The 21,203-nt window shown below is 69.7% G+C and carries 18 protein-coding genes; 6 read left to right on the plus strand and 12 right to left on the minus strand.

Translation table 11 applies throughout. The features are described from left to right. Positions 1 to 13 precede the first annotated feature (13 nt). Positions 14 to 1,468: a hypothetical protein gene (locus DMC61_RS06540; RefSeq protein WP_125688113.1), complete on the minus strand. Its 1,455-nt coding sequence runs from the start codon at positions 1,466 to 1,468 to the stop codon at positions 14 to 16. Positions 1,469 to 1,577: 109 nt separating this feature from the next. On the opposite strand from DMC61_RS06540, the gene DMC61_RS06545 reads away from it, so the two are divergent. Both DMC61_RS06545 and DMC61_RS06550 read left to right on the plus strand, forming a co-directional pair. Continuing rightward, positions 1,578 to 2,015, plus strand: coding sequence for a PPOX class F420-dependent oxidoreductase (locus DMC61_RS06545; RefSeq protein WP_125687616.1), 438 nt, complete (start codon positions 1,578 to 1,580; stop codon positions 2,013 to 2,015). 310 nt (positions 2,016 to 2,325) lie between these two features. Then, the gene (locus DMC61_RS06550; protein ID WP_125688115.1) at positions 2,326 to 4,830 is read left to right on the plus strand and encodes a PQQ-dependent sugar dehydrogenase; all 2,505 of its coding nucleotides are present in this window, start codon (positions 2,326 to 2,328) and stop codon (positions 4,828 to 4,830) included. A 108-nt stretch (positions 4,831 to 4,938) separates the two neighbouring features. Here DMC61_RS06550 and DMC61_RS06555 read toward each other — a convergent pair whose 3' ends face one another. Then, on the minus strand, positions 4,939 to 5,550 hold the full coding sequence (locus DMC61_RS06555) for a TetR/AcrR family transcriptional regulator (protein ID WP_228688349.1): 612 nt from the start codon (positions 5,548 to 5,550) through the stop codon (positions 4,939 to 4,941). An 85-nt stretch (positions 5,551 to 5,635) separates the two neighbouring features. Here DMC61_RS06555 and DMC61_RS06560 point away from each other — a divergent pair, with 85 nt between their 5' ends. Then, positions 5,636 to 6,514, plus strand: a complete 879-nt coding sequence (locus tag DMC61_RS06560) for a sterol desaturase family protein (protein ID WP_125687618.1) — start codon at positions 5,636 to 5,638, stop codon at positions 6,512 to 6,514. Here the strand turns inward: DMC61_RS06560 and DMC61_RS06565 are convergent. Together DMC61_RS06565 and DMC61_RS06570 are read right to left on the minus strand one after the other, a co-directional pair. After that, positions 6,488 to 7,492: a glucosyl-3-phosphoglycerate synthase gene (locus DMC61_RS06565; protein WP_125687620.1), complete on the minus strand. Its 1,005-nt coding sequence runs from the start codon at positions 7,490 to 7,492 to the stop codon at positions 6,488 to 6,490. The genes DMC61_RS06560 and DMC61_RS06565 overlap by 27 nt on opposite strands. Before the next feature lie 85 nt (positions 7,493 to 7,577). Next, a complete protein-coding gene (locus DMC61_RS06570; RefSeq protein WP_125687622.1) occupies positions 7,578 to 8,501 on the minus strand; it encodes a hypothetical protein in 924 nt (307 codons plus the stop codon). A gap of 80 nt (positions 8,502 to 8,581) precedes the next feature. On the opposite strand from DMC61_RS06570, the gene DMC61_RS06575 reads away from it, so the two are divergent. Beyond that, complete coding sequence (locus tag DMC61_RS06575) at positions 8,582 to 11,044, plus strand: FHA domain-containing protein (RefSeq protein ID WP_125687625.1); 2,463 nt, start codon at positions 8,582 to 8,584, stop codon at positions 11,042 to 11,044. Between the two features lie 111 nt (positions 11,045 to 11,155). Here DMC61_RS06575 and whiA read toward each other — a convergent pair whose 3' ends face one another. From whiA to uvrC, 4 genes are read right to left on the minus strand one after another with little or no spacing between them, the layout of a single operon-like run. Then, positions 11,156 to 12,145: a DNA-binding protein WhiA gene (whiA, locus tag DMC61_RS06580; protein ID WP_005152315.1), complete on the minus strand. Its 990-nt coding sequence runs from the start codon at positions 12,143 to 12,145 to the stop codon at positions 11,156 to 11,158. Continuing rightward, a complete protein-coding gene (yvcK, locus tag DMC61_RS06585; RefSeq protein WP_125687628.1) occupies positions 12,136 to 13,137 on the minus strand; it encodes a uridine diphosphate-N-acetylglucosamine-binding protein YvcK in 1,002 nt (333 codons plus the stop codon). The genes whiA and yvcK overlap by 10 nt, the downstream gene beginning before the upstream one ends. Then, positions 13,124 to 13,981, minus strand: a complete 858-nt coding sequence (gene rapZ, locus DMC61_RS06590; protein WP_034311885.1) for an RNase adapter RapZ — start codon at positions 13,979 to 13,981, stop codon at positions 13,124 to 13,126. The genes yvcK and rapZ overlap by 14 nt, the downstream gene beginning before the upstream one ends. A 50-nt stretch (positions 13,982 to 14,031) precedes the next feature. Continuing rightward, positions 14,032 to 15,984, minus strand: a complete 1,953-nt coding sequence (gene uvrC / locus DMC61_RS06595) for an excinuclease ABC subunit UvrC (protein ID WP_125687630.1) — start codon at positions 15,982 to 15,984, stop codon at positions 14,032 to 14,034. A gap of 249 nt (positions 15,985 to 16,233) precedes the next feature. On the opposite strand from uvrC, the gene DMC61_RS06600 reads away from it, so the two are divergent. Both DMC61_RS06600 and DMC61_RS06605 read left to right on the plus strand, forming a co-directional pair. Continuing rightward, positions 16,234 to 16,971: a trypsin-like serine protease gene (locus tag DMC61_RS06600; protein ID WP_125687632.1), complete on the plus strand. Its 738-nt coding sequence runs from the start codon at positions 16,234 to 16,236 to the stop codon at positions 16,969 to 16,971. Positions 16,972 to 17,065: 94 nt separating this feature from the next. Further along, entirely contained in the window at positions 17,066 to 17,845 is a 780-nt protein-coding gene (locus DMC61_RS06605; RefSeq protein ID WP_125687634.1) for an exodeoxyribonuclease III, read from the plus strand. Positions 17,846 to 18,179: 334 nt separating this feature from the next. Here DMC61_RS06605 and DMC61_RS06610 read toward each other — a convergent pair whose 3' ends face one another. Genes DMC61_RS06610 through DMC61_RS06625 form a run of 4 tightly spaced genes read right to left on the minus strand, consistent with a single transcriptional unit; the run spans position 18,180 to position 21,098 of the window. Then, positions 18,180 to 18,623 carry a PH domain-containing protein gene (locus DMC61_RS06610; protein WP_125687636.1) on the minus strand — a complete coding sequence of 148 codons (444 nt, stop codon included), beginning with the start codon at positions 18,621 to 18,623 and terminating at the stop codon, positions 18,180 to 18,182. 17 nt (positions 18,624 to 18,640) lie between these two features. Further along, a complete protein-coding gene (gene ribH, locus DMC61_RS06615) occupies positions 18,641 to 19,147 on the minus strand; it encodes a 6,7-dimethyl-8-ribityllumazine synthase (protein ID WP_016333121.1) in 507 nt (168 codons plus the stop codon). Further along, positions 19,144 to 20,418: a bifunctional 3,4-dihydroxy-2-butanone-4-phosphate synthase/GTP cyclohydrolase II gene (locus DMC61_RS06620; protein ID WP_016333120.1), complete on the minus strand. Its 1,275-nt coding sequence runs from the start codon at positions 20,416 to 20,418 to the stop codon at positions 19,144 to 19,146. Before DMC61_RS06620 ends, ribH begins: the two co-directional genes overlap by 4 nt. A 56-nt stretch (positions 20,419 to 20,474) precedes the next feature. Beyond that, positions 20,475 to 21,098, minus strand: coding sequence for a riboflavin synthase (locus tag DMC61_RS06625; protein WP_016333119.1), 624 nt, complete (start codon positions 21,096 to 21,098; stop codon positions 20,475 to 20,477). Positions 21,099 to 21,203: the final 105 nt, after the last annotated feature.

Raw genomic sequence — 21,203 nt, forward strand, 5'->3', positions numbered from 1 at the left:
TCCCCTGTGGTCGTCACGCGACCTCCTCCTCTTCTTCTTCGTGGCGATCGACCCTGGCGGACGAGAGCAGGAGATCCGCTCCGCCGAACTCGGGGTCTTCGAGCAGCGTGCCGTCGTCGACGGCCAGCAGCACCTGGCGCTCCCCCTGCCGGAGCGCCGCGCCGACCTCGGGACTGTAGGCGTGCACCGCCCGCAGTGCGACCAGGGCGGGCAGCCCGGGATCGATCCGGCGGGCCTCTTCGAGCAGCCCGGACAGCCGTCGCGGCACCTCCGGCAGGTCGAGCAGGTCGTCGGCGAGGCGCCACTGCTCGTCGCCGAACTTGTCGGTGACGTCGGCGGGCATCAGCTCGGGTTCGGGGATCTCGCCGACGAGCTGGTCGCGCTCGGGCGCGGGGCGCAGCAGCAGCGACACCAGCGAGGACAGCGACGGCACGGTCGGCGGGGAGATCCCGGCGCCGGCGTGGAAGAACGACTCGGCGGGCGCGACGGCCTCGGCGATCGGCAGGCCCAGCGTCGGCATCAGGAGCTGGCCGAACAGGTCGATCGTGGCGCGCTGCGGCGGCCCGGAGAACTGCTGGCGGTCCTGTTCGGCGCGGAACACCGCGCCGGCGTCGGCGAGCCGGGACTGGAGCCGCGTGTGGCGGCGGATGCAGTCGCCGACGATGTCGACGAGTTCGGCGGCGCGGCGTTTGCGGTCGAGGTCTTCGGTCTCGTCCCGCGACGCGGTGATGTTCTTGAGGATCGCGTTCTCGGCGCGGAACCGGGATTCGATATGGGACAGCGCCTGGTCCAGCAGATCCGGGACCTCGCGCTCCCAGTCGACCGCGCGCACGTCGCGGCGGGTGGCGTCGAGTTTGGCGCGCAACGTCTCGCCGTACTGGACGGTGCGGTAGCGGGCCTGTTCGGCGGCCAGCTTGGCGTCGGCGAGGCGGCCGCGGTTGATCAGGTTCTCCAGTTTGACCTCGGCGGCGATCTGCGCGGATTCGACGTCGGTGTCCAGCGCGCCGACGAGCACGTTGATCGCCTCGTCGGTGGCGCGCAGGTAGACCTCGCCGTCGGGCGCGGCCAGCTCGACGAGCAGCTTGAAGTCGAACTGGCGGCGCTGGTAGCCGCCGCCCGGGCCGATGGAGCCGTAGACACGGCGGAACCCGCGATCGGTGGTGCCGACGTTGATGAGGTTGTCGAGCACCCAGCGGGCGACCTTGGCGTGCTCGTCCGGTGTCCGGCCGGGTGCCTGGAGCGCGACGAACGGCGACAGCCGCGCGATCACCTGATCGTGGTCGGCGCCGGTGTCGAAGTCCATCGACACGGTGACCTGGTCGATCGTGTGCAGGGCGATCTCGGCCATCTGGTAGATCGTGGCGTCCGCCCAGTCCAGCTTCGACTTGCGCGCGTCGAGGTCGTGCAAGGGCGCTGTGCAGGCCAGCGCCTTGAGGCGGCGGGTCAGCCCCTCGTCGGCCAGCCCCATCCCGGTCAGCTCGTCGTCTCGCACAGCAGGCCAGGCTAGTCGCCGCCACCGACACCCCGCACGGGTGACCTGGGTGCCCGGCCCCCGGGGCGGCGGTAGCGTCTGGTTCATGCGTGAAATGAACAGGGACGAATGGTGGGAGTTCGCGAGCGCGGGGACGCGGACGGGCATGCTGGGCCTGGTCCGGGCGAACGGGGCGGCGATCGTGACGCCGGTGTGGTTCCTGCTGAACGAGGGCCCGGACGGTGACGAACTGATCTTCACCACCGGCACGGACACCCTGAAGGGGAAGGCGCTGCGGCGCGACCCGCGGCTTTCGCTTGCCGTCGACGACCAGAAGCCGCCTTACTCGTACGTGCAGTTCACCGCCGAAGCCGTGTTGCACAGCGACCTCGACGAAATGCTCGAATGGGCGACCAGGCTCGGTGGCCGGTACATGGGCGAGGACAAGGCCGAGGCCTACGGCAAGCGCAACGCCGTGCCCGAGGAGTCCTTGGTACGCGCGCGGATCACGAAGGTGATCGCCCGGGCCGACATCGCCGGCTGACGCTTCCCCACTCCCGCATTTAGTCCTCTGGATGCGGTACTTGCGTGTGCAAGGACCGCATCCAGAGGACTAAATGCATTCGGGGGTGTGACCCTCCGTGTTGATGTTGGTCAACTATTGACACGAAGCACCCACTGGTGTGTGATCTGAACCATAGATAGGAAAGTTTCCTAACTAAAACTCCACTTCCCCGCCGGGCCCCGCCCGGTCCGCCGTTGTACCTCCCGACCCCCGAACTTCACGCATGGAGGCTCCAGTGGCACCCCGACCACCGTGGCGCGCGCTGCTGACGTGTGCGGCCGCGACGGCGATGACCATCGCCGTCCTGCCGGCCCCACCCGCCGGCGCGGCACCGACCGATCACGAATCCGAAGACGCGACGATCTCCCAAGGCGCCGTCGAGAAGAACCACGCGGGCTACTCCGGCACCGGGTTCGTGAACTTCGACAACGTCGTTGGCAGCTATGTCGAGTACACGGTGAACGCCGCACAGGCCGGAACCCAGACCCTGACCTTCCGCTACGCCAACGGAACCACGATCGACCGGCCGGTTTCCCTCAGCGTCAACGGCACCGCGGCCGGGACGCTGTCGTTCCCCGGCACCGGCGCGTGGACCACCTGGAAGACCGTCACCAAGGACGTCGCGCTGGCCGCCGGGGCCAACAAGATCCGCACCACCGCGACGACCGCGAACGGCGGGCCCAACGCGGACAAGCTCACCGCGAGCGGAGTGACCGACGCCGAGGCACCGACCCCGCCGAAGAACCTGGCGGCCAAGGACATCAAGGCCCGCAGCGCCACCTTCACCTGGGAGGCCGCGACCGACAACGTCGGCGTGGTCCGCTACGACGTGATGCGCGGCGGCAACGTCCTCAAGACCGTCGACGGGAACACGCTCACCACTACCGTCGACAACCTGCAGCCGAACACGGCCTACGACATCTCCGTCGGCGCCTTCGACGCCGCTGGAAACCCTTCGCAGCAAAGCAATGTCGTCCAGTTCACGACGCCGCCCAGCGGGGACACCACCCCGCCGACCGTGCCCGGGAACCTGCGCTCGACGTCGGTGACCGCGAACAGCGTCTCGTTGGCGTGGAACGCTTCCACCGACGACAGCGGCACCATCGCCGGTTACGACGTGTACCAGGGCACCACGAAGGTCGCGACGACGCCGTCGCTCGAAGCCACGGTCACCGGGCTGACGGCGAACACGTCGTACACGTTCACGGTGAAGGCGCGTGACCTCGACGGCAACGCTTCGGCCGCGAGCAACGCGCTGACCACGAAGACGAGTGGCGCCGCGGGCGGCGGGATTCCCGAGTACGACAAGGACATCACGAAGGTGGACCTCGCCTGGTCTGTCGACTTCCTGCCGGACGGCACGGCGCTGGCGACCGAACGGGACCGGTTCGAGATCCTGCGGATCACGCCGTCGGGTGAGAAGACCACGGTCGGCAAGGTCCCCGGCGCGGTCGGCACCAACGGCGAGGGCGGTCTGCTCGGCATCGCGATCTCGCCGAACTACGCCACCGATCACGCGGTCTACCTGTACCACACGGCATCCGGGGACAACCGGATCGTGAAGATGACCTACGAGAACGGAACGCTGTCCTCGACGTCGACTCCGGTGCTCACCGGGATCGCCAAGAACCGTTACCACAACGGGGGAAGGGTGCGGTTCGGCCCGGACGGCAAGCTCTACGCCACCGTCGGCGACGGGCAGAACAAGGCGACGGCGCAGGACAAGAGTTCGCTCAACGGGAAGATCCTGCGGCTCAACCCCGACGGCTCCGCGCCGAGTGACAACCCGTTCTTCTCCACCGGCGGCAACGCCCGGTACGTCTGGAGCTACGGGCACCGCAACCCGCAGGGCCTCGCGTGGGACTCCCGCGGCCAGCTGTGGTCGTCGGAATTCGGCGACGGCACCCAGGACGAGCTCAACCTGATCCAGAAGGGCGGCAACTTCGGCTGGTCCCAGTGCGAAGGGACCACCGGCAGCTGCGCCGGCACGATCGCGCCGAAGAAGACCTGGCCGACCAGCTCCGGCGGGCCGAGCGGGATCGAGATCGTCAACGACTGGATCTACGTCGCGGCGGTCACCAGCGAGCAGCTCTTCGCCACGCAGATCAACGCCGCGGGCAACGGTGTCGGCTCGGTGCAGTCGCTGTTCTCCGGCCGCTGGGGCAGGCTCCGCTCGGTCACCAAGACGCCCGACGGCGGGCTGTGGGTCACCTCGACCAACGCGGACAAGAACGGCGGCACGCCGAGCGGGATCGACAACGTGGTGGTGCGGCTGAAGTTCCCCGGCACCTCGCAGCCGGGAGCGTTCAAGCTGACCAGTTCCGCGTTCGCCGACAACGCGACCATCCCGGACAAGTTCACCTGCGCCGGTGACGGCACCGCGGGACAGGACACCTCGCCGCCGCTGGCGTGGAGCGCCGGGACCACCGGTGCCAAGGGATACGCGATCGTCTTCGCCGACGTGGCCAACAACGGCAACAAACTGCACTGGGCGATCTGGGACATCCCGGCTTCGGCGGCGTCACTGCCGGAAGGCCTGGGCTCGGGCTTCACCGTCCCGAACCAGAACGGCGCCAAGCAGAAGGCCATGGGCAGCGGGGCGAACTCGCAGAAGTACTTCGGCCCCTGCCCCGGCGGCTCCAGCCATCCCTACACCTTCACGCTGTACGCGCTGAAGTCGGCGACGGTGCCGGGGCTGTCCTCGTCCTCGACGATGGCGCAGATCGAAACGGCCATCAAGAACGCTTCGACGGCCAACGTCAAGCTGCGCGGCAAATCCAGCGCCGCGTCCTGAGCACGGTCGGGGTGTCCGGAGCGGCGCCGGGCACCCCGACCGTATCCAGTGTGAGCTGGAGGAACACCACCCCGTCCGGGCTTCCCGGCGGGTGGTGTTTTTTTGTGCTCACCAGCCGAACAGGTTCCGCATGATCCGCGAGCAGCGTTCGGTCATCGCCGCGGCGTCCTGATCCGGCTGGTCGATCCACCAGCTGATCAGGGAGTCGACCACGCCGGTCCACACCTGGGCGATCGCCTCGATGTCGCGATCGTCGTCCAGCCCGCGTGCGTGCATCAGCTGCGCGGCGCCGACCAGCGCGAACCCGTCGAGCCGGTAGCGGTAGTCGACCGCGACACCGGCGATCTCACCGGTCGAGGGCACCGTCGGGTCGCGCAGCAGCTTCCAGGCGTAGCGGTCGTTGTCGAAGGTCTCGAAGATGGCCGAGAGCACCGCGAGCGGCATCCGTTCCGGCGGCTCGCCCTCCTCCGCCATCGTCTCGGCGACCCCTTCGGTCAGCCTGTCCCCCGCCCGGTGCAGGCAGGCGAGATACAGCCCGTCCTTCGAGCCGAAGTACTGGTACAGCAAGGGTTTCGTGACACCGACCCGGCGGGCGATCTCCACCATCGACGCCCCGGCGTACCCGTTCTTGCCGAACTCCTCCGTCCCGGCGCGCACGATCTGGGTCTCCCGCTCTTCGCGGGGCACCCCCTTCGTGCCGACGGCCCTTGCTTCTGTCACGGCGGTTATCTTACCCTGAGGTAAATGACCCTAGGGTAAGTTACCTGATGGTCAGATAACCGGGGGCGAGACAGGGAGAGGTGCGGTGGCGGATTTTCTTGCCCATCTGAGTGACCCGGTGCTGCTGGCGACGCCGGTGTTCCTGCTGTTCGTCGCGATCGAGATCCTCGCACTGCACGTGCTGGGGCACGACGACAACGTCATCGGCTACAGCGTCAAGGACACCCGCACCAGCATGTCCATGGGCGCGGTGGCGGTGGTGATCAACGGCGTCTTCCGCATCGCCATGCTGTTCGTCTTCGCCGCGCTCTACGAACTCGCGCCGGTGAAGTTCAGCCCGCACGACTGGTGGACCTGGGTCCTGATGCTGCTGGGCCAGGAGCTCGTCTTCTACGCCTACCACCGGGCCAGCCACCGCGTCCGGCTCATGTGGGCCGGCCACCAGGTGCACCATTCGAGCGAGCACTACAACTTCTCGACGGCGTTGCGGCAGAAGTGGACCCCGTACTTCCAGCTGCCGTTCTGGTCGATTCTCGCCCTGGCGGGCATCCCGCCGTGGATGATCCTCACCGGCCTGTCGATCGACCTCGTCTACCAGTTCTTCGTGCACACCGAGAAGATCCGGAAGCTGCCGCGCTGGTTCGAGTACGTGTTCAACACGCCTTCACACCATCGTGTGCACCACGGCAGCGACCAGGAGTACCTGGACGCGAACTACGGCGGCATCCTGATCATCTGGGATCGGATGTTCGGCAGTTTCGTGCCGGAGGGCAAACGCCCGACCTACGGGCTGACCAAGAACGTCGAGTCCTACAACCTGCTCAAGGTCGGCTTCCACGAGTACGGCTCGATCCTGCGCGACGTCCGCGCAGCCGGCTCGTGGCGGGACAAACTCGGGTACGTGTTCGGCCCGCCGGGCTGGCAGCCCAAGGAGGCGCTAAGCGCTCCTGCGCAAGGCGGGTGAGTTCTCCGGGCGGATCTCCGGCGGGAGGCTCTCCAGCGGCGGCCGCTGGGTGAGGGTCACGTCGGTGAGCACGAGTTCCCGCTCGACCGCCTCCCCCGCACCGCGCCGGAACTGCGCGAGCGACGTCGACGGCGGCGCCACGGAGATCACCCGGCCACCGCGCTCCAGCCGGTCCATCAGGGTCAGCATGATCTGCGCGGCCATCCGGCCGAGTGCCTGGGTGCCCTGATGCCGGTGGGTCCGGTGGCCGAGGTCGACCTGCGCGAGCGCGTCGAGCCCGTGCAGTTCGAGCAGGTCGATCAGGTGGCCGACCTCGACGCCGTAATGCGTGACGAACGGGATGCCTTCGAGCACTTCGCGCCGTCCCGCGTACTCACCGGCGAGCGGCTGGACGAAACCGGCCAGCTCCGGCCAGTACATGTTGAGCAGCGGGCGGGCGACGAGTTCGGTGACCCGGCCACCGCCGTCGGGTTCGACGCCCGCAGCCCCGGCGAGCGGGCGGTGGTAGAACCCTTTGACGTAGGCGATCCCCGGGTCGGTCAGCAACGGTCCGAGCAGTCCGGTCACGTAGTCCGCGGTGAAGTCGCGGAGATCGCCGTCGACGAAGACGACGAGGTCCCCGCTGGTTTCGGCGACGCCCTTCCAGAGCGCTTCTCCTTTGCCCGTCAGGCTTTCCAGCTCCGGGAACACCGAATCCTGCGCGACGACGTCCGCCCCGGCGGCCGCGGCGACCTCGGCGGTCGCGTCCGTGGAATGGCTGTCCACCACCAGGATCTCGTCGACCAGGGGAAAGCGTTCGACGAGTTCGCGCCGGATGGTGCCGACGATCGCGCCCACCGTCTCCGCCTCGTCGCGGGCCGGGATCACCACCGAAACCCGCGTCCCGCGTTTGGCGGCGACCAGCTCCGCCGCCCACCAGTCACCCGCCCGGCTGCTGCGCCGCGCGAGCCACGTGCCGACCTCCGCCGATACCCGCATGGCTTCCCCTTCCCTCGAAGATCACCTCACCGGTGAGCTTCGACGGAAGCTGTTTCCATCCGTCGTCGCCGCGGAAACCGCCGCGTTACGCCTGCCCGCCGGAGGTTAACGCGCGGGAGACGACCTCACCGGTGCGTCGCTTGGCGAGGTAGAACGCGGCCTCGTGCGGTTTCGCCCCGTTGTCGACCGTGTAGCCGCTGTCCAGGACCCCGTCGGCGCCGGGGAACAGCCCGGTGAGGTCGGGCCGGGCTGCGACGAGGTCGTCCCGGTCGGCCAGGTTCACCCAGCTCGCGACGCCGGGCGGCACGGACGGCGGCTGCGGGAGGGTCCGTTCGTAGACGACCGTGCGCAGGCCCAGCGGCGAGCCGAGGGTGAGCAGCAGCGGCAGCGGCCGGCCGTGCCGATGGGCGGCCTCGTAGGCGACGACGGAACCGAGGGAGTGCCCGATGATCGCCTCGGTCTCCGGCCCGAGGTGCTCGGCGACGCGGGCCTGTACGCCCTCCCGGATCGTCTCGTCGGTGAGGTACAGCGTCACCTGCTTGAGCGCCTTGACCACCACTCGTTCGGCGAACGCCACCCCGAGCCGCGCGAACGGCTTCAGCCGCACCAGCGCGTTCAACACCGGACGGGCGGCCGCGCGCACACCTTGGGTCTCCCCCGCCGGACCGCCGAGCAGATCGAGTTCGGCCCTCGCCCGGTTCCGGTCCGCCTCGCGGGACGCCGAAGAGGCCGCGTTCCGGAGCCATTCCGCCGCCAGCGCTTCGGCGAGTGCCCACTCGTCCGGGGTGAGTTCGTCCGCGCCGCCCTGCTGGCCTTCCTTCCGGAAAAGATCGCCGTAGAAGGCCATCCGCGCGTCGCCGGGCCGGGCGTCGCGCCACAGGGTGTCGGCCAGCGCGGCGTCACCGGCGAGCCGGACCCCGCCCGCCAGGCTCGGCAGCCATTCCGCTTCGAGCGTGTCCGCGGACTTCTGTTCCTGGGCGATGCCGTGCACCAGAACGATCCGAGCCATGGCGCACAGTATCGCGGCCGCCCTTGCCGGTGGCCTTCCGATGAGACAAAGTGATCGCCGTGGGAGAGCGGAGGTCGTTGGTGGTCGCATCGCAATGCGACTCGCTGAACCTTCTCTCGTTCCTCCCCGACGCGGGCCATCAGGTCTCGACGGCCCTGCTCGACCCCGAGATCGGTGGCTGCGTCCCCGCCCTCGAAGACGGTCGCGGCCTGCTCGTCGACCCGACGATGGTCGAGCTGGACGACGCGCTGGTGGAAGCCTTCGAGCGCGCGTCGGAAGACGAGGCGACACTCTTCCTCTCGCTCGTCGGGCACGGCGAATACGCCGACGACGACTTCTACTTCCTCACCAAGGACACCGGTCTGCCGGTGGACAGCCGCCGCTCCTTCCTGTTCGCCCAGCGGATCAAGGAACTCCTCGGCCGGTACTCGATGCTCGACGGGCTGGTGATCCTGCTCGACACCTGTCACGCCGGCATCGGGGCTCGACAGGCGGGTCAGCGCTGGCTGCGGATCGTCGGTGAGGCGGGCAAGCGGTTCGACCTGCTCACCGCCTCGGACGACCGGGTCGCCGCGAACGGGTGTTTCAGCCGGTCTCTGGTCTCGGTCCTGCGGACGGGGCACGCGGAGTTCGGCGAACGCGTCCGGTGCGCGGATCTCAAACGGGTGATCACCGGCCTGTGCCCGGCGCAGACCGCCGTCCACCTGGGTTTCGACGGCACCCGCGAGGTGGCCGAGGCCGATCAGGGGCTGTGGCTGGCGCTGAACTCCTCCCCCGCCTGGCGGCGTTCGCCGCTCGCCGGGAACCCGGCCGCGCCCACGATCGAACGGCTGACCGCGCGCTACCAACCGGATCCGCAACTCGGCGAGACCGTCGGGCATCTGCTCACCGGTGCCCGGCTGGTCACGATCACCGGCGAGGAGGGGTCGGGGAAGTCGACCATGCTCGCCGCGCTCGCCCGGCCTTCGGTGGCCGGATCCTATGTGCCGCCCGACTTCCTGCACGCCGTGCTCTTCGCGAGCCGGGGCGACACGGCCGAGCGGCTCGCGAGCGAACTCGCCCGTCAGCTGCGGCGCAGCGTGCCCGGTTTCGCCGACGCCGAGCAGACGTACCGGACCGGGCTCGACGACGTCGGCCGGAGCGGTGCGAGCGCTTTCGATCTGGCGCTGCTCGGCCCGCTGCGGACCCTCGCTCCACAGTGGACCGGAGCGCCCGTGCGGATCGCGATCGACGGGCTCGACGACCTCGATCCCGACGTCCGGGAACGGCTGTGCGGTCTTCTCCGCAGCCTGTCGACGGCACCGGAACTGGCGTTGGTCAAGACCGTCGCGACCACGCGGGATCCCGCGTGCCTACCGCCCGCGGTCCAGGTCCGCCTGGTGATGGCGGGCAGTTTCGAGCCGCCCGAAGGCTGGGGACCGCCGGTCGCCGACCCGGCTCCCGTAATCCAGGAACCGGAGGACAGCGGAGACTGGGGCAGCCAGCCCGGCTACGACACGGGTTCGCCCACCTCGCCGAGGATCACCCCCGCCACGCTGATCATCGACGTTCCCGGGCAGCAGCCCGCGTACCACGAACTGTCCTTCGGGCTCACGACGCTCGGCCGCAGCAGGAACGCCGCGGTCCGGCTCGGCGACTCGCGGGTGTCGCGGCTCCACTGCAAGATCCGCTGGGACGGTACGAACGCGTGGCTGACGGACCTCGACTCCGCCAACGGCACCTTCGTCAACGGGCAGCGCGTGCCGAGCGTCCGGTTGGCGCACGGGGACATGCTGCGGCTCGGCGATTCGAAGGTCACCTTCATCAGCGTGGCGCAGGAGGAGACCGACATCGAGCAGGGCACCGGTGCGGTGACCTCGCCGCGGCCCGGACACGCGGTCCTGCTGGAGTTGCTCGGTCTCGCCGCCTCCCGCGGGCCCATCCCGATCTCGATCCTCACCGCGGCGAGCGCGGCGGCGGGCGGCCCGGACCGGCGGGTGCGCGTCCGCGACTTCCTGGCCGGGCTCGGTGACTCGGTCAGCCGGACACGGGCGGGCCTCGCCGACGAAACCGTCCTGTGGACCGGAGAGCCACCCGTTCTCTTCCCCGACGCGGCGGCCCGGCTGCACGCCCGGCTGGCGGTGGCGGCCTCGGAGGTGCCACTCGTGACCGGAGACGACGAGCCGACGCTGGAACAGAGCTACGCGGCGGCCACCGAAGCCGAACACTTCTGGCTCGCCGGGCTCCGTGAAGACGCCCTCGCCGCGTTGGAGCGACGGGCGTCCCACATCCCCGTCGAGAACCGGGAACGCTGGGCGGCTTGGGCGAACCGCGCGGCCCGGGAACTCGGTGACACCGACCGGATCACGTTGCGCTGCAAGGCACGGCACGCGACCTGGACCGGCAAGGCGGGTGACGCGGCCGGAGCACTCGCCCGGTTCGAAGAGCTGTTGCCGATCGCCACGGCCGCCCTCTCCGGCGGCGACGAAGACGTCTTGAGCATCCGCAACGACATCGGGCACCTGCTCGCCGAGCCGAGCGGCATCGCGGAGCCGGCCCCCTGACCGCAGGACGCTCCACTGTGGACTGCCGACGAACCGAGCGCCGCGTTTAGTCCTCTGAATGCGATCGATGCGCGTGCAACTACCGCATTCGGAGGACTAAACGCGGGCGGGTCAGGCCTCGTCTTCTTCCAGCATGTCCGGGGTGACGGCGGATTCGGTGTCCGGGATGCCTTGTTCCTTCGCCTTCTTGTCGGCCATCGCCAGCAGGCGGCGGATCCGGCCGGCGACGGCGTCCTTGGTCATCTGCGGATCGGACAGCTGGCCCAGCTCTTCGAGCGAGGCCTGCCGGTTCGACAGCCGCAGCTTGCCCGCGGCGAGCAGGTGCTCCGGGGCGGATTCGCCGAGGATGTCCAGCGCCCGCTCGACCCTGGCCGCCGCCGCGACGGCCGCGCGGGCCGAACGCCGCAGGTTGGCGTCGTCGAAGTTCGCGAGCCGGTTCGCGGTGGCGCGCACCTCGCGGCGCATCCGCCGCTCTTCCCAGGCGAGCACGCTCGTGTGCGCGCCGAGCCGGGTCAGCAGGGCACCGATCGCGTCACCGTCACGCACCACGACCCGGTCCGCCCCGCGGACCTCGCGCGACTTGGCCTGGATGCCCATCCGCCGGGCGGCGCCGACGAGCGCCAGCGCGGCCTCCGGGCCGGGGCAGGTGACCTCGAGCGACGACGAACGCCCGGGTTCGGTGAGCGAACCGTGCGCCAGGAACGCGCCTCGCCAGGCGGCTTCCGCGTCGGCGACGCCACCGGACACGACGGCGGCGGGCAGCCCGCGCACCGGGCGGCCGCGCTGGTCGATCAGGCCGGTCTGCCGGGCGAGTCCCTCTCCGTCCTTGACCACCCGGACGACGTACCGCGTGCCCTTGCGCAATCCGCTGGAGGAAATGACGTGCACGTCGGACTGGTGTCCGTACAGTTCGTGGATCTCCTTGCGCAGCCGCCTCGCCACCGAACCGGTGTCGAGTTCGGCCTCCACCACGACGCGGCCGGCCACGATGTGCAGCCCGCCCGCGAATCGCAGCATCGACGCGACCTCCGCGCGGCGCGGGCCGATCTTGGTGATCTCCAGCCGGCTCAGCTCGTCCTTCACGGCGGCGGTCATCGCCATCGCTGCCCCTCCATACCTTCAGCTCCTCCCCCGGTGAGACCGAGAGCGTCTCGCATACAGCCCGCGAGCGCATCAGGATCATGCCGCCCCGTCACGACCGGGTCAGCCACCGCCCCCAGCAACGCCCGCGCGCCCAGTCTCCCGGCCGCGTCCCGCAACCGGGCTGGTGAGGGCACCGAGTCCCGGTCCGCGATGACCGCGTCCACCCGTAATTCCGGGGCGTGCTCGAAGAGTACGTCCAAATGCTTCTCCGGCGAGAACCCCGCCGTCTCCCCCGGTTGGGGGATCAGATTGAGGATCACGACCTTCGTGGCGTCCGTTCGGAGCAACGCGTCGTGCAGATCCGGCACCAGCAGATGGGGCAGCACACTCGTGAACCACGAACCCGGGCCGAGGAACACCACGTCCGCGTCGAGCACGGCCTCGATCGCCTCGGCACAGCCGCGCGGCGGCCGATCGGCCTGCCCGGTCGGGTGCAGGCTGATCCGGTGCACCTGCCCCGGGGTCGTCGCCACCGCCACCTGACCGCGGATCCGCCGCAGTGCTTCGGGATTCTCGGCGTCCAGCCCCGAAACCTCGCCCTGGATCTCCAGCGGTTCGGGTGACATCGGCAGGACTCGCCCGGAGATGCCCATGAGCCTGCTCGCCTCGTCGAGCGCGGCGACCGGATCCCCGAGCACCTCGAACAACCCGGCCAGCAACAGGTTCCCGACCGCGTGCCCGGCGAGCGCGCCGTCGACGACCGCGCGGTGCTGGAACACCTCCGCCCACAACGTCCCGCCGTCCTCGGCGGCGAACGCGGCGAAGGCCTGCCGCAGGTCGCCCGGCGGCAGCAGCCCCAACTCCCGGCGCAGCCTGCCGGACGAGCCCCCGTCGTCCGCGACGGTGACCACGGCGGTGACCTGCGAGGTCACCCGGCGCAACGCGGTGAGGGTGGCGTGCAGGCCGTGCCCGCCCCCCAGTGCGACCGCGCGCGGTTCACTCGCGGCCAAGGTCGCGGTGCACCACCTTCACGGCCATACCGTCCTCATTGGACAGACGCTGGGCGAGCTCCTCGGAGATCGCGACGCTGCGGTGCTTTCCGCCGGTGCAGCCCACGGCCAGCGTCAGATACCGTTTGCCCTCGCGCTTGTAGCCCGCGCCGATCAGGCGCAGCAGCTGGTGGTAGCGATCGAGGAACTCGTCCGCGCCTTCCTGGCTGAGCACGTAGTTGCGGACCTCGCCCTCGAGACCGGTGTGGTCGCGCAGTTCCGGGATCCAGAACGGGTTCGGCAGGAAGCGGACGTCCATCACCAGGTCGGCGTCCATCGGCAGGCCGTACTTGTAGCCGAACGACAGCACGGTGACCCTGGTCTGCGTGCTCGCCTCGGAGCCGAAGGCGTCCTCGATCTTGGCGCGCAGGTCGTGCACCGAAAGCGACGACGTGTCGAGCACGAGGTCGGCCTCTTCCCGCAGGGGCTCCAGCAGCGTGCGCTCGGCGGTGATGCCGTCGGCGAGCCTGCCGTCGCCCTGCATCGGGTGGCCGCGGCGGACGGCCTCGAACCGGCGCACCAGCACCGCGTCGGTGGCCTCCAGGAACAGGACGCGCGGCTTGTAGCCGCGGGCGTCGAGGTCCTTGATGACCGAAGCCAGGTCGTCGGTGAACGCGCGCGAACGCACGTCCATCACCACGGCGACCTTGGTGATCGCGCCCCGCGCCTGCGCGCCGAGCTCGACCATGGTCGCGATCAGCTCGGGCGGCAGGTTGTCCACCACGAACCAGCCCAGATCCTCCAGGCATTTCGCGGCGGTGCTGCGGCCGGCGCCGGACAGACCGGAAACGACCGCGACCTCCATCCCCGAACCGCGGCCTTCTTCTTGCGCACTCACAATGGTCCCTTCACCGATCACGTACCGGACTCCCCCGCCGCCGCGGCTGTCTCCCCTGCGAGCGCCGCGACGACCGCTTCGGCGGTGCGCCTGCCGAAGCCGGGCACCGCCTCGATCTCTTCTATCCGCGCTTCGCGGAGTTTCTTCACCGAGCCGAAATGCTTGATCAGCGCGGTACGACGAGCCTGCCCCAGCCCCGGCACACCGTCCAATGCGGACACCTGCATCCGCTTGGACCGCTTCTCGCGGTGGTACCGGATGGCGAAGCGGTGCGCCTCGTCGCGCAGCCGCTGCAGCAGATACAGCGCGTCGGAGGTGCGCGGCAGGATCACCGGATCGGGATCGCCCGGGAGCCACACCTCCTCCAGCCGCTTCGCCAGGCCGACCACGGCGATGTCGGTGATGCCCAGCTCGGAGAGCACGTCCGCGGCGGCGGTGGCCTGCGGGCCCGCACCGTCGACGACGAGCAGATTCGGCGCGTAGGCGAACTTGCGCGGTTTGCCGGTCTCCGGGTCGATGCCCGGGCGGTCCGGATCGGCCCCTTCGGCGTTTTCCTTGAGATACCGGTAAAACCGGCGGCGGACGACCTCCGCGATCGACGCGACGTCGCCTTCCTCCGCGGCCTCACGCAAGGCGAAGCGCCGGTACTCGGACTTGCGCGGGATGCCGTCCTCGAACACCACGAGCGAGGCGACCACGTCACTGCCCTGGATATGGCTGATGTCGACGCATTCGATGCGCAGCGGCGCGGTTTCCAGCGCCAGGTAGTCCTGCAGTTCCGCCAGCGCGGCCGAGCGCGCGGTGAGGTCGCCCGCGCGGCGCAGTTTGTGCTGGGTGAACGCCTCTCCGGCGTTGCGGGTCACGGTCTCGGCGAGCGCGCGTTTGTCGCCGCGCTGCGGCACCCGGAGGCTCACCCTCGACCCGCGCAGTCCGGAAAGCCATTCGCCGAGGGCTTCCGCGTCGGCGGGCAACTCGGGGACGAGCACCTCGCGCGGCACCGGGGAGCCGCCGTCGGGATCGTCCGCGCGTTCGGCCTGTTCGCCGTAGAACTGCGTGATGAAGTGGTCGACGAGATCCTTGACGTCCATCTCTTCGGCCTTGTCGATCACCCAGCCGCGCTGCCCGCGGACCCGGCCGCCACGCACGTGGAAGACCTGGACGGCGGCTTCGAGCTCGTCGTGGGCGAAGGCGACGACATCCGCGTCGGTGCCGTCGCCGAGCACGACCGCCTGCTTCTCCATCGCGCGCCGCAGCGCTCCGAGGTCGTCACGCAGCCGCGCGGCGCGCTCGAACTCCAGCTCTTCGGACGCGGCCGCCATTTCCTGTTCCAGACGGCGGATCAGCGCGTCGGTGCGGCCGGCAAGAAAATCACAGAAGTCGCTGACAATCTCGCGGTGCTCGTCGGCGGAGACCTTGCCGACGCACGGCGCGGAGCACTTGCCGATGTAGCCGAGCAGGCACGGCCTGCCGATCTGGCCGTGCCGTTTGAAGACGCCGGCCGAGCAGGTGCGCGCCGGGAAGACCCGGAGCAGCAGGTCGAGCGTTTCGCGGATGGCCCAGGCGTGTGCGTACGGCCCGAAGTACCGCACGCCCTTCTTGCGCGCGCCGCGATAGACGTGCAGGCGCGGGTACTCCTCGTTCATCGTGACGGCGAGGACCGGGTAGCTCTTGTCGTCGCGGTAGCGGACGTTGAACCGCGGGTCGAACTCCTTGATCCAGTTGTATTCGAGCTGGAGCGCCTCGACTTCGGTGCCCACGACGGTCCACTCGACGCTCGCCGCCGTGGTCACCATCTGGCGCGTGCGCGGGTGCAGGCCCGTGATGTCGGCGAAGTACGAGTTCAGCCGGCTGCGGAGGCTTTTCGCCTTGCCGACATAGATGACCCTCTTCGTGGCGTCACGGAATTTGTACACGCCAGGGGCGTCCGGGATGCTCCCCGGCGAGGGACGGTAGGTGGTCGGGTCAGCCACATCGCCAAGCCTATGGGGCACCACCGACAGTCTTACGAGGCCCCGTCCTTAGCCGCGGTCCGGTCAACCCTTCGAGTGGCCATTCCCACCATCCGGTCGGTATTTCACTACGTATACCGACCTAAGTCGGGTCTTCGGCCGTACCCGACGTTCGTTGGTTCCTACCGGGTGAATCGGTTGATTACTTTCCGTCCCAGTTCCACTTCATTCGGTTCTTCGTCAGATGACGCTCGAAAGGACTCCTGCACCGTGAGCCGTCTTCGTACGCTGGGCGCCGCCACCCTCGCCGCCGCAGCCCTCACCATGACCGCGGGCGCCGTCGCCTCCGCGGGCACCCCCACCGGTGTCCAGCCCAACATCGTGGGCGGCGGCACCGCCCCGACCGTGAGCTGGGGCGCCCAGATCTACGTCAACACCCCGGGCCGTCAGTGGGACGGGTTCAACTGCTCCGGCAGCGTCATCGCCCAGCGCTGGGTGCTGACCGCCAAGCACTGCCTCGACTCCGACGGCAGCGGCATGCGAGTCCGCGTCGGCAGCAACCAGCTCCAGGGCGGCCGTGAGATCGCCGTCGACCGCAAGGTGTCCTCGCCCAACGGCGCCGACATCTCGCTGCTGCACCTGGCCTCCGACGCCGGCGTCACGCCGATCACCCTGGCGAGCTCGAACCCGTCGGTCGGCAGCACCAACCAGCTCTACGGCTGGGGCCGCGAGACCCCGACCGGCCCGCCCGCCTCGGCGCTGAAGGTCGCCAACGTGCGCGTCACCGGCAGTTCGACCGACGCCTACGGTGGCCCGGCCATCCAGAGCGTCGGCATCGACGGTTCGGCGTGGAAGGGCGACTCGGGCGGCCCCCAGGTCTCCAACGGCGTCCAGGTCGGTGTCGCTTCGACCGTGCAGAACCAGAGCGGCTCGAACATCCGCGGCACCAACAACTACGGCAGCGTCGCTTCGGCCCGCTCCTGGATCCGCTCGACCACCGGGGTCTGACCTCCACCCCGGCCGGCCCCTGTCGCGACGTGACCCGTCGCGGCAGGGGCCCTTTCACGTCAGGGTGTCGGTGGGGTGTGGGACGCTCGCGGGCATGCGGATCGCGACCTGGAACGTGAACTCGATCGGGCCCCGGCTGCCGAGGGTGCTGGAGTGGCTCGGTTCGGCCCAGCCGGACGTGCTGTGCCTGCAGGAACTCAAGAGCGGCACCGACGCCTTCCCCGTCGAAGCGGTGCGGGAGCTGGGCTACGAGACGGCCGCCTACGGCATCGGCCGCTGGAACGGCGTCGCGATCCTGTCGCGGGTCGGGCTGGAAGACGTGACACGCGGGCTGACCGGCGAGCCCACCTTCGAGGACAAGACCGACGCGCGGGCCATCGGCGCCACCTGCGGCGGGCTGCGGCTGTGGTCGGTGTACGTGCCGAACGGGCGCGACCTGGAGAACCCGCACTACGGCTACAAACTCGCCTGGCTCTCGGCGCTGGAGGCGACCGTGCGGGAGGAGCAGTCGCGCGGACTGCCGTTCGCGGTGCTCGGCGACTTCAACATCGCGCCGACCGACGCGGACGTCTGGGACATCGGCGTGTTCGCCGGATCGACACACGTGACCGAGCCGGAGCGGAAGGCGCTCGCCGCGCTGCGGGACCTCGGCCTGTCCGACGTGTTCCCGCGGCCGCTGAAGTACGACCACCCGTTCACGTACTGGGACTACCGGGCGGGGAACTTCCCGAACAACAAGGGAATGCGGATCGACCTCGTGTACGCCGACGCCGTCGTGGCGGGCGCGGTGACGGATTCCTATGTGGACCGTGAGGCGCGGAAGGGGAAGGGGCCCTCGGACCACGCGCCGATCGTGGTGGATCTTTCGCTCTGAACGGTCTGTGGGGTGGTCCCGGATGTCATGAAAGGGTCGTTCAGGACGTTTTTCGTCCTGAACGACCCTTTCATGACACTTGAGTGAGACCGCGAGGGCGACCCCGCCTCGAACGCAACGGCCCCGAACGCTATGAACGGTCCGTTCCTTGCAAATTTTGCAAGGAACGGACCGTTCATAGCGTTTGAAGGAGCCGAAGCGAGCGGCGTTAGCCTCTCCAGGCCCCAGTCGCCAAACGCCCTATCAGGCACGACGGCGGCGGGTGAAGGCCCTCCCAATACATGAAGGATCGCATTCAGAGGACGAAACGCGGTCGGTCGACGAGAGAGCGGCGTCAGCCCTCCCAGGCCGCCTTGTGCAGCCGCCGCAACGCCCGCACCGCCGCCACCGCGCGTTCCCGGTCCACGGCCTGCACGGCCATGACCGAGTAGTACTCGTCCTCCGGCAGCTCCAGCCGCGCCCACGAGGCCCCGTCCGGGAAGCTCACCGAGAGCACCTCGTTCCACGCGAACTTCTTGGTCATCAGCACGTTCCGGACCTCGATGCCGTCGGCGTCGGCCTTCACGCGCGCGGTCGCGAACAGCATCGTGCCCGCGGCGAGCAGGACCCCGATGCCGATCATCGCCGCCTGGTCGGACGGCTGGAAGATCACGCCGGTGTCCGAGCCGCGCAGCAGCACCGCGACGATCACGAACGTCGCCAGCAGGATCACCGCCAGCACGGAGCACATCACCAGGGCGCGGCGGGGCCGCACCACCACGACCTCGGAGTCGGTCATCACATCCGCCTCGACGCTCACACGAATCCCCGCTCGGTCCACGGCTGGCGCAGGTTCCGCAGCGCGTGCGCGGCGTCCAGCGCGGCGACCGTCGCTTCGTAGCCCTTGTCCTCGACCGAGCCGGGCAGGCCCGACCGGTCGAGGGCCTGCTGCTCGGTGTCGCAGGTGAGGACGCCGTTGCCGACCGGGGTGCTCTCGTCGAGCGCGACCCTGGTCAGGCCCGCGGTGACCGCGTCGCAGACGTACTCGAAATGCGGCGTCCCGCCCCGGATCACCACGCCCAGCGCGACGACCGCGTCGTGCGTGCGGGCCAGTGCCTGCGCGGCGACGGGCAGCTCGACGGCGCCCGCGACGCGCACGACCGTCGGTTCCTCCTCCAGGTCGGCCACCTTGGCCGCCTCGAGGGCGCGTTCCAGCAGGGCGCCGGTGATCTTCGTGTGCCAGCGCGTGGCCACGATCCCGAGCCGGATGTTCTTACAGTCGGACAGGTCGAGTTCGACGTCCGGACGGCCTTCGCCGCTCACCGCGTGCCACCTCCGTTGCCCTGGTCGACCTCGGCGCCGACCTGGTCGAAATGCTCCAGCTGGGACAGGTCGTGCCCCATCCGGTCCCGTTTGGTCTTGAGGTAGCGCAGGTTCTCCGGGTTCGGCGAGATCGGCAGCGACACCCGCCCGCTGACCCGCAGGCCGTAGCCCTCCAGCCCGACGCGTTTGGCCGGGTTGTTCGTCAGCAGCCGCATCGAGCGGACGCCGAGGTCGCACAGGATCTGCGCGCCGGTGCCGTAGTCCCGCGCGTCGGCGGGGACGCCGAGCTGCAGGTTCGCGTCGACGGTGTCCGCGCCGGCGTCCTGCAGCTGGTAGGCCTGCAGTTTGTGCAGCAGCCCGATGCCGCGGCCCTCGTGGCCGCGGATGTAGAGCACGACGCCGCGGCCTTCCTTGGCCACCGCTTCCAGCGCGGCCTCCAGCTGCGGGCCGCAGTCGCAGCGCAGCGAGCCGAAGACGTCACCGGTCAGGCACTCGGAGTGCACGCGGACCAGGATGTCCTCGCCGTCGCCGATCTCGCCGTAGACGAACGCGATGTGCTCGATGCCGTCGAGCAGGCTGTCGTACCCGACCGCGCGGAACGTACCCGCCGAAAGCGGGATCCGCGCCTCGGCGACCCGCTCGACCTGCTTCTCGGTGCGCCGCCGGTACGCGATCAGGTCGGCGATGGTGATCATCTTGAGGTCGTGGTCCGCGGCGAAGACCTCGAGTTCGTCGCGGCGGGCCATGTCGCCCTCGTCCTTCTGCGACACGATCTCGCAGAGCACGCCGGACGGCGAAAGGCCGGCCAGCCGGGCCAGGTCGACGGAGGCTTCGGTGTGCCCCGGGCGCCGCAGGACGCCGCCCTGCTTGGCGCGCAGCGGGACGACGTGGCCGGGCCGCCGGAAGTCCGACGCCTTGGACGCCGGGTCGGCGAGCAGCCGGACGGTGTGCGACCGGTCGGCCGCGGAGATGCCGGTGGTGATGCCCTCGGCGGCGTCCACCGTGACGCTGTACGCGGTGCCGCGCTGGTCCTGGTTCGTGTGGTACATCGGCGGCAGGTCGAGCCGGTCCGCCTCGTCCTCGGTCAGCGCCACGCAGACGTAACCCGAGGTGTAGCGCACCATGAAGGCCATCAGTTCCGGCGTGGCCTTCTCCGCCGCGAAGATCAGGTCGCCCTCGTTCTCGCGGTCCTCGTCGTCCACCACGACGACCGGGCGGCCCGCCTTGATGTCGGCGATCGCCGCCTCGATGGCATCGGCGTTCACGGCCACCACCCCGCCCGCACAGGGGGTCAGATCGGCCGACCCCGGAATCGCACTCGTCTCGCTCACGCCCGCTCCTCCGTACCGCCATTGTCCCCCTGCGCGCGCAGGTGCGGCATGGCCAGCTTCTCGACGTACTTGGCGACCACGTCCACCTCGAGGTTCACCAGGTCACCCGGGGTGTTCCGGCCGAGCGTGGTGAGTTCGAGGGTGGTCGGGATCAGGGCGACGGAGAACTCCTCGTCGGTCACCGAAGCGACCGTGAGGGAGACACCGTCGACCGCGATCGACCCCTTCTCGACGACGTACCGGGACAGCTTCTTCGGCAGCGCGAACGTGGTGAGACCCTGCTCGTCGCGTTTGAGGAAGACGCCGGTGCCGTCGACATGGCCCTGCATGATGTGCCCGCCGAGCCTGCCGCCCGCCGGCGTCGCGCGTTCGAGGTTGACGACATCGCCGACCTGCACCTTCGCGAGGCTGGAGCGCTGCAGGGTCTCGTGCACGACATCGACGGTAAACTCACCGCCCGCCACCGCGACCACGGTGAGGCACACGCCACTCACCGCGATGGAGTCGCCGTGCCCGGCGTCGCTGGTCACCAGCGGCCCCCGAACGGTCAGTCTCGCGGCGTTCGGGACCTGCTCGACCGCGGTGACCTCGCCGAGTTCCTCGACAATGCCGGTGAACACTCCTGCTGCCCTCCTCCTGGCTCGCACCGCCGCTGGGAACGGTGCTCCCCTCATCCAACACCCATCGGGGCCGATTCCTTCTCCTGACCCGACGGCGGATCACGA

It is taken from the genome of Amycolatopsis sp. WAC 04169 (assembly GCF_003947535.1).
GTDB classification, from domain to species: Bacteria; Actinomycetota; Actinomycetes; order Mycobacteriales; family Pseudonocardiaceae; genus Amycolatopsis; species Amycolatopsis keratiniphila.

Excerpts from the sequence above, each read along its gene's own strand:
- DMC61_RS06545 (WP_125687616.1), top strand. The coding sequence starts at position 1,578 with ATGCGTGAAATGAACAGGGACGAATGGTGGGAGTTCGCGAGCGCGGGG.
- whiA (WP_005152315.1), bottom strand. The coding sequence starts at position 12,145 with ATGGCGATGACCGCCGCCGTGAAGGACGAGCTGAGCCGGCTGGAGATC.
- DMC61_RS06565 (WP_125687620.1), bottom strand. The coding sequence starts at position 7,492 with ATGCGGGTATCGGCGGAGGTCGGCACGTGGCTCGCGCGGCGCAGCAGC.
- DMC61_RS06605 (WP_125687634.1), top strand. The coding sequence starts at position 17,066 with ATGCGGATCGCGACCTGGAACGTGAACTCGATCGGGCCCCGGCTGCCG.
- DMC61_RS06550 (WP_125688115.1), top strand. The coding sequence starts at position 2,326 with ATGACCATCGCCGTCCTGCCGGCCCCACCCGCCGGCGCGGCACCGACC.
- DMC61_RS06570 (WP_125687622.1), bottom strand. The coding sequence starts at position 8,501 with ATGGCTCGGATCGTTCTGGTGCACGGCATCGCCCAGGAACAGAAGTCC.
- DMC61_RS06540 (WP_125688113.1), bottom strand. The coding sequence starts at position 1,468 with ATGGGGCTGGCCGACGAGGGGCTGACCCGCCGCCTCAAGGCGCTGGCC.
- DMC61_RS06610 (WP_125687636.1), bottom strand. The coding sequence starts at position 18,623 with ATGACCGACTCCGAGGTCGTGGTGGTGCGGCCCCGCCGCGCCCTGGTG.
- rapZ (WP_034311885.1), bottom strand. The coding sequence starts at position 13,981 with ATGGAGGTCGCGGTCGTTTCCGGTCTGTCCGGCGCCGGCCGCAGCACC.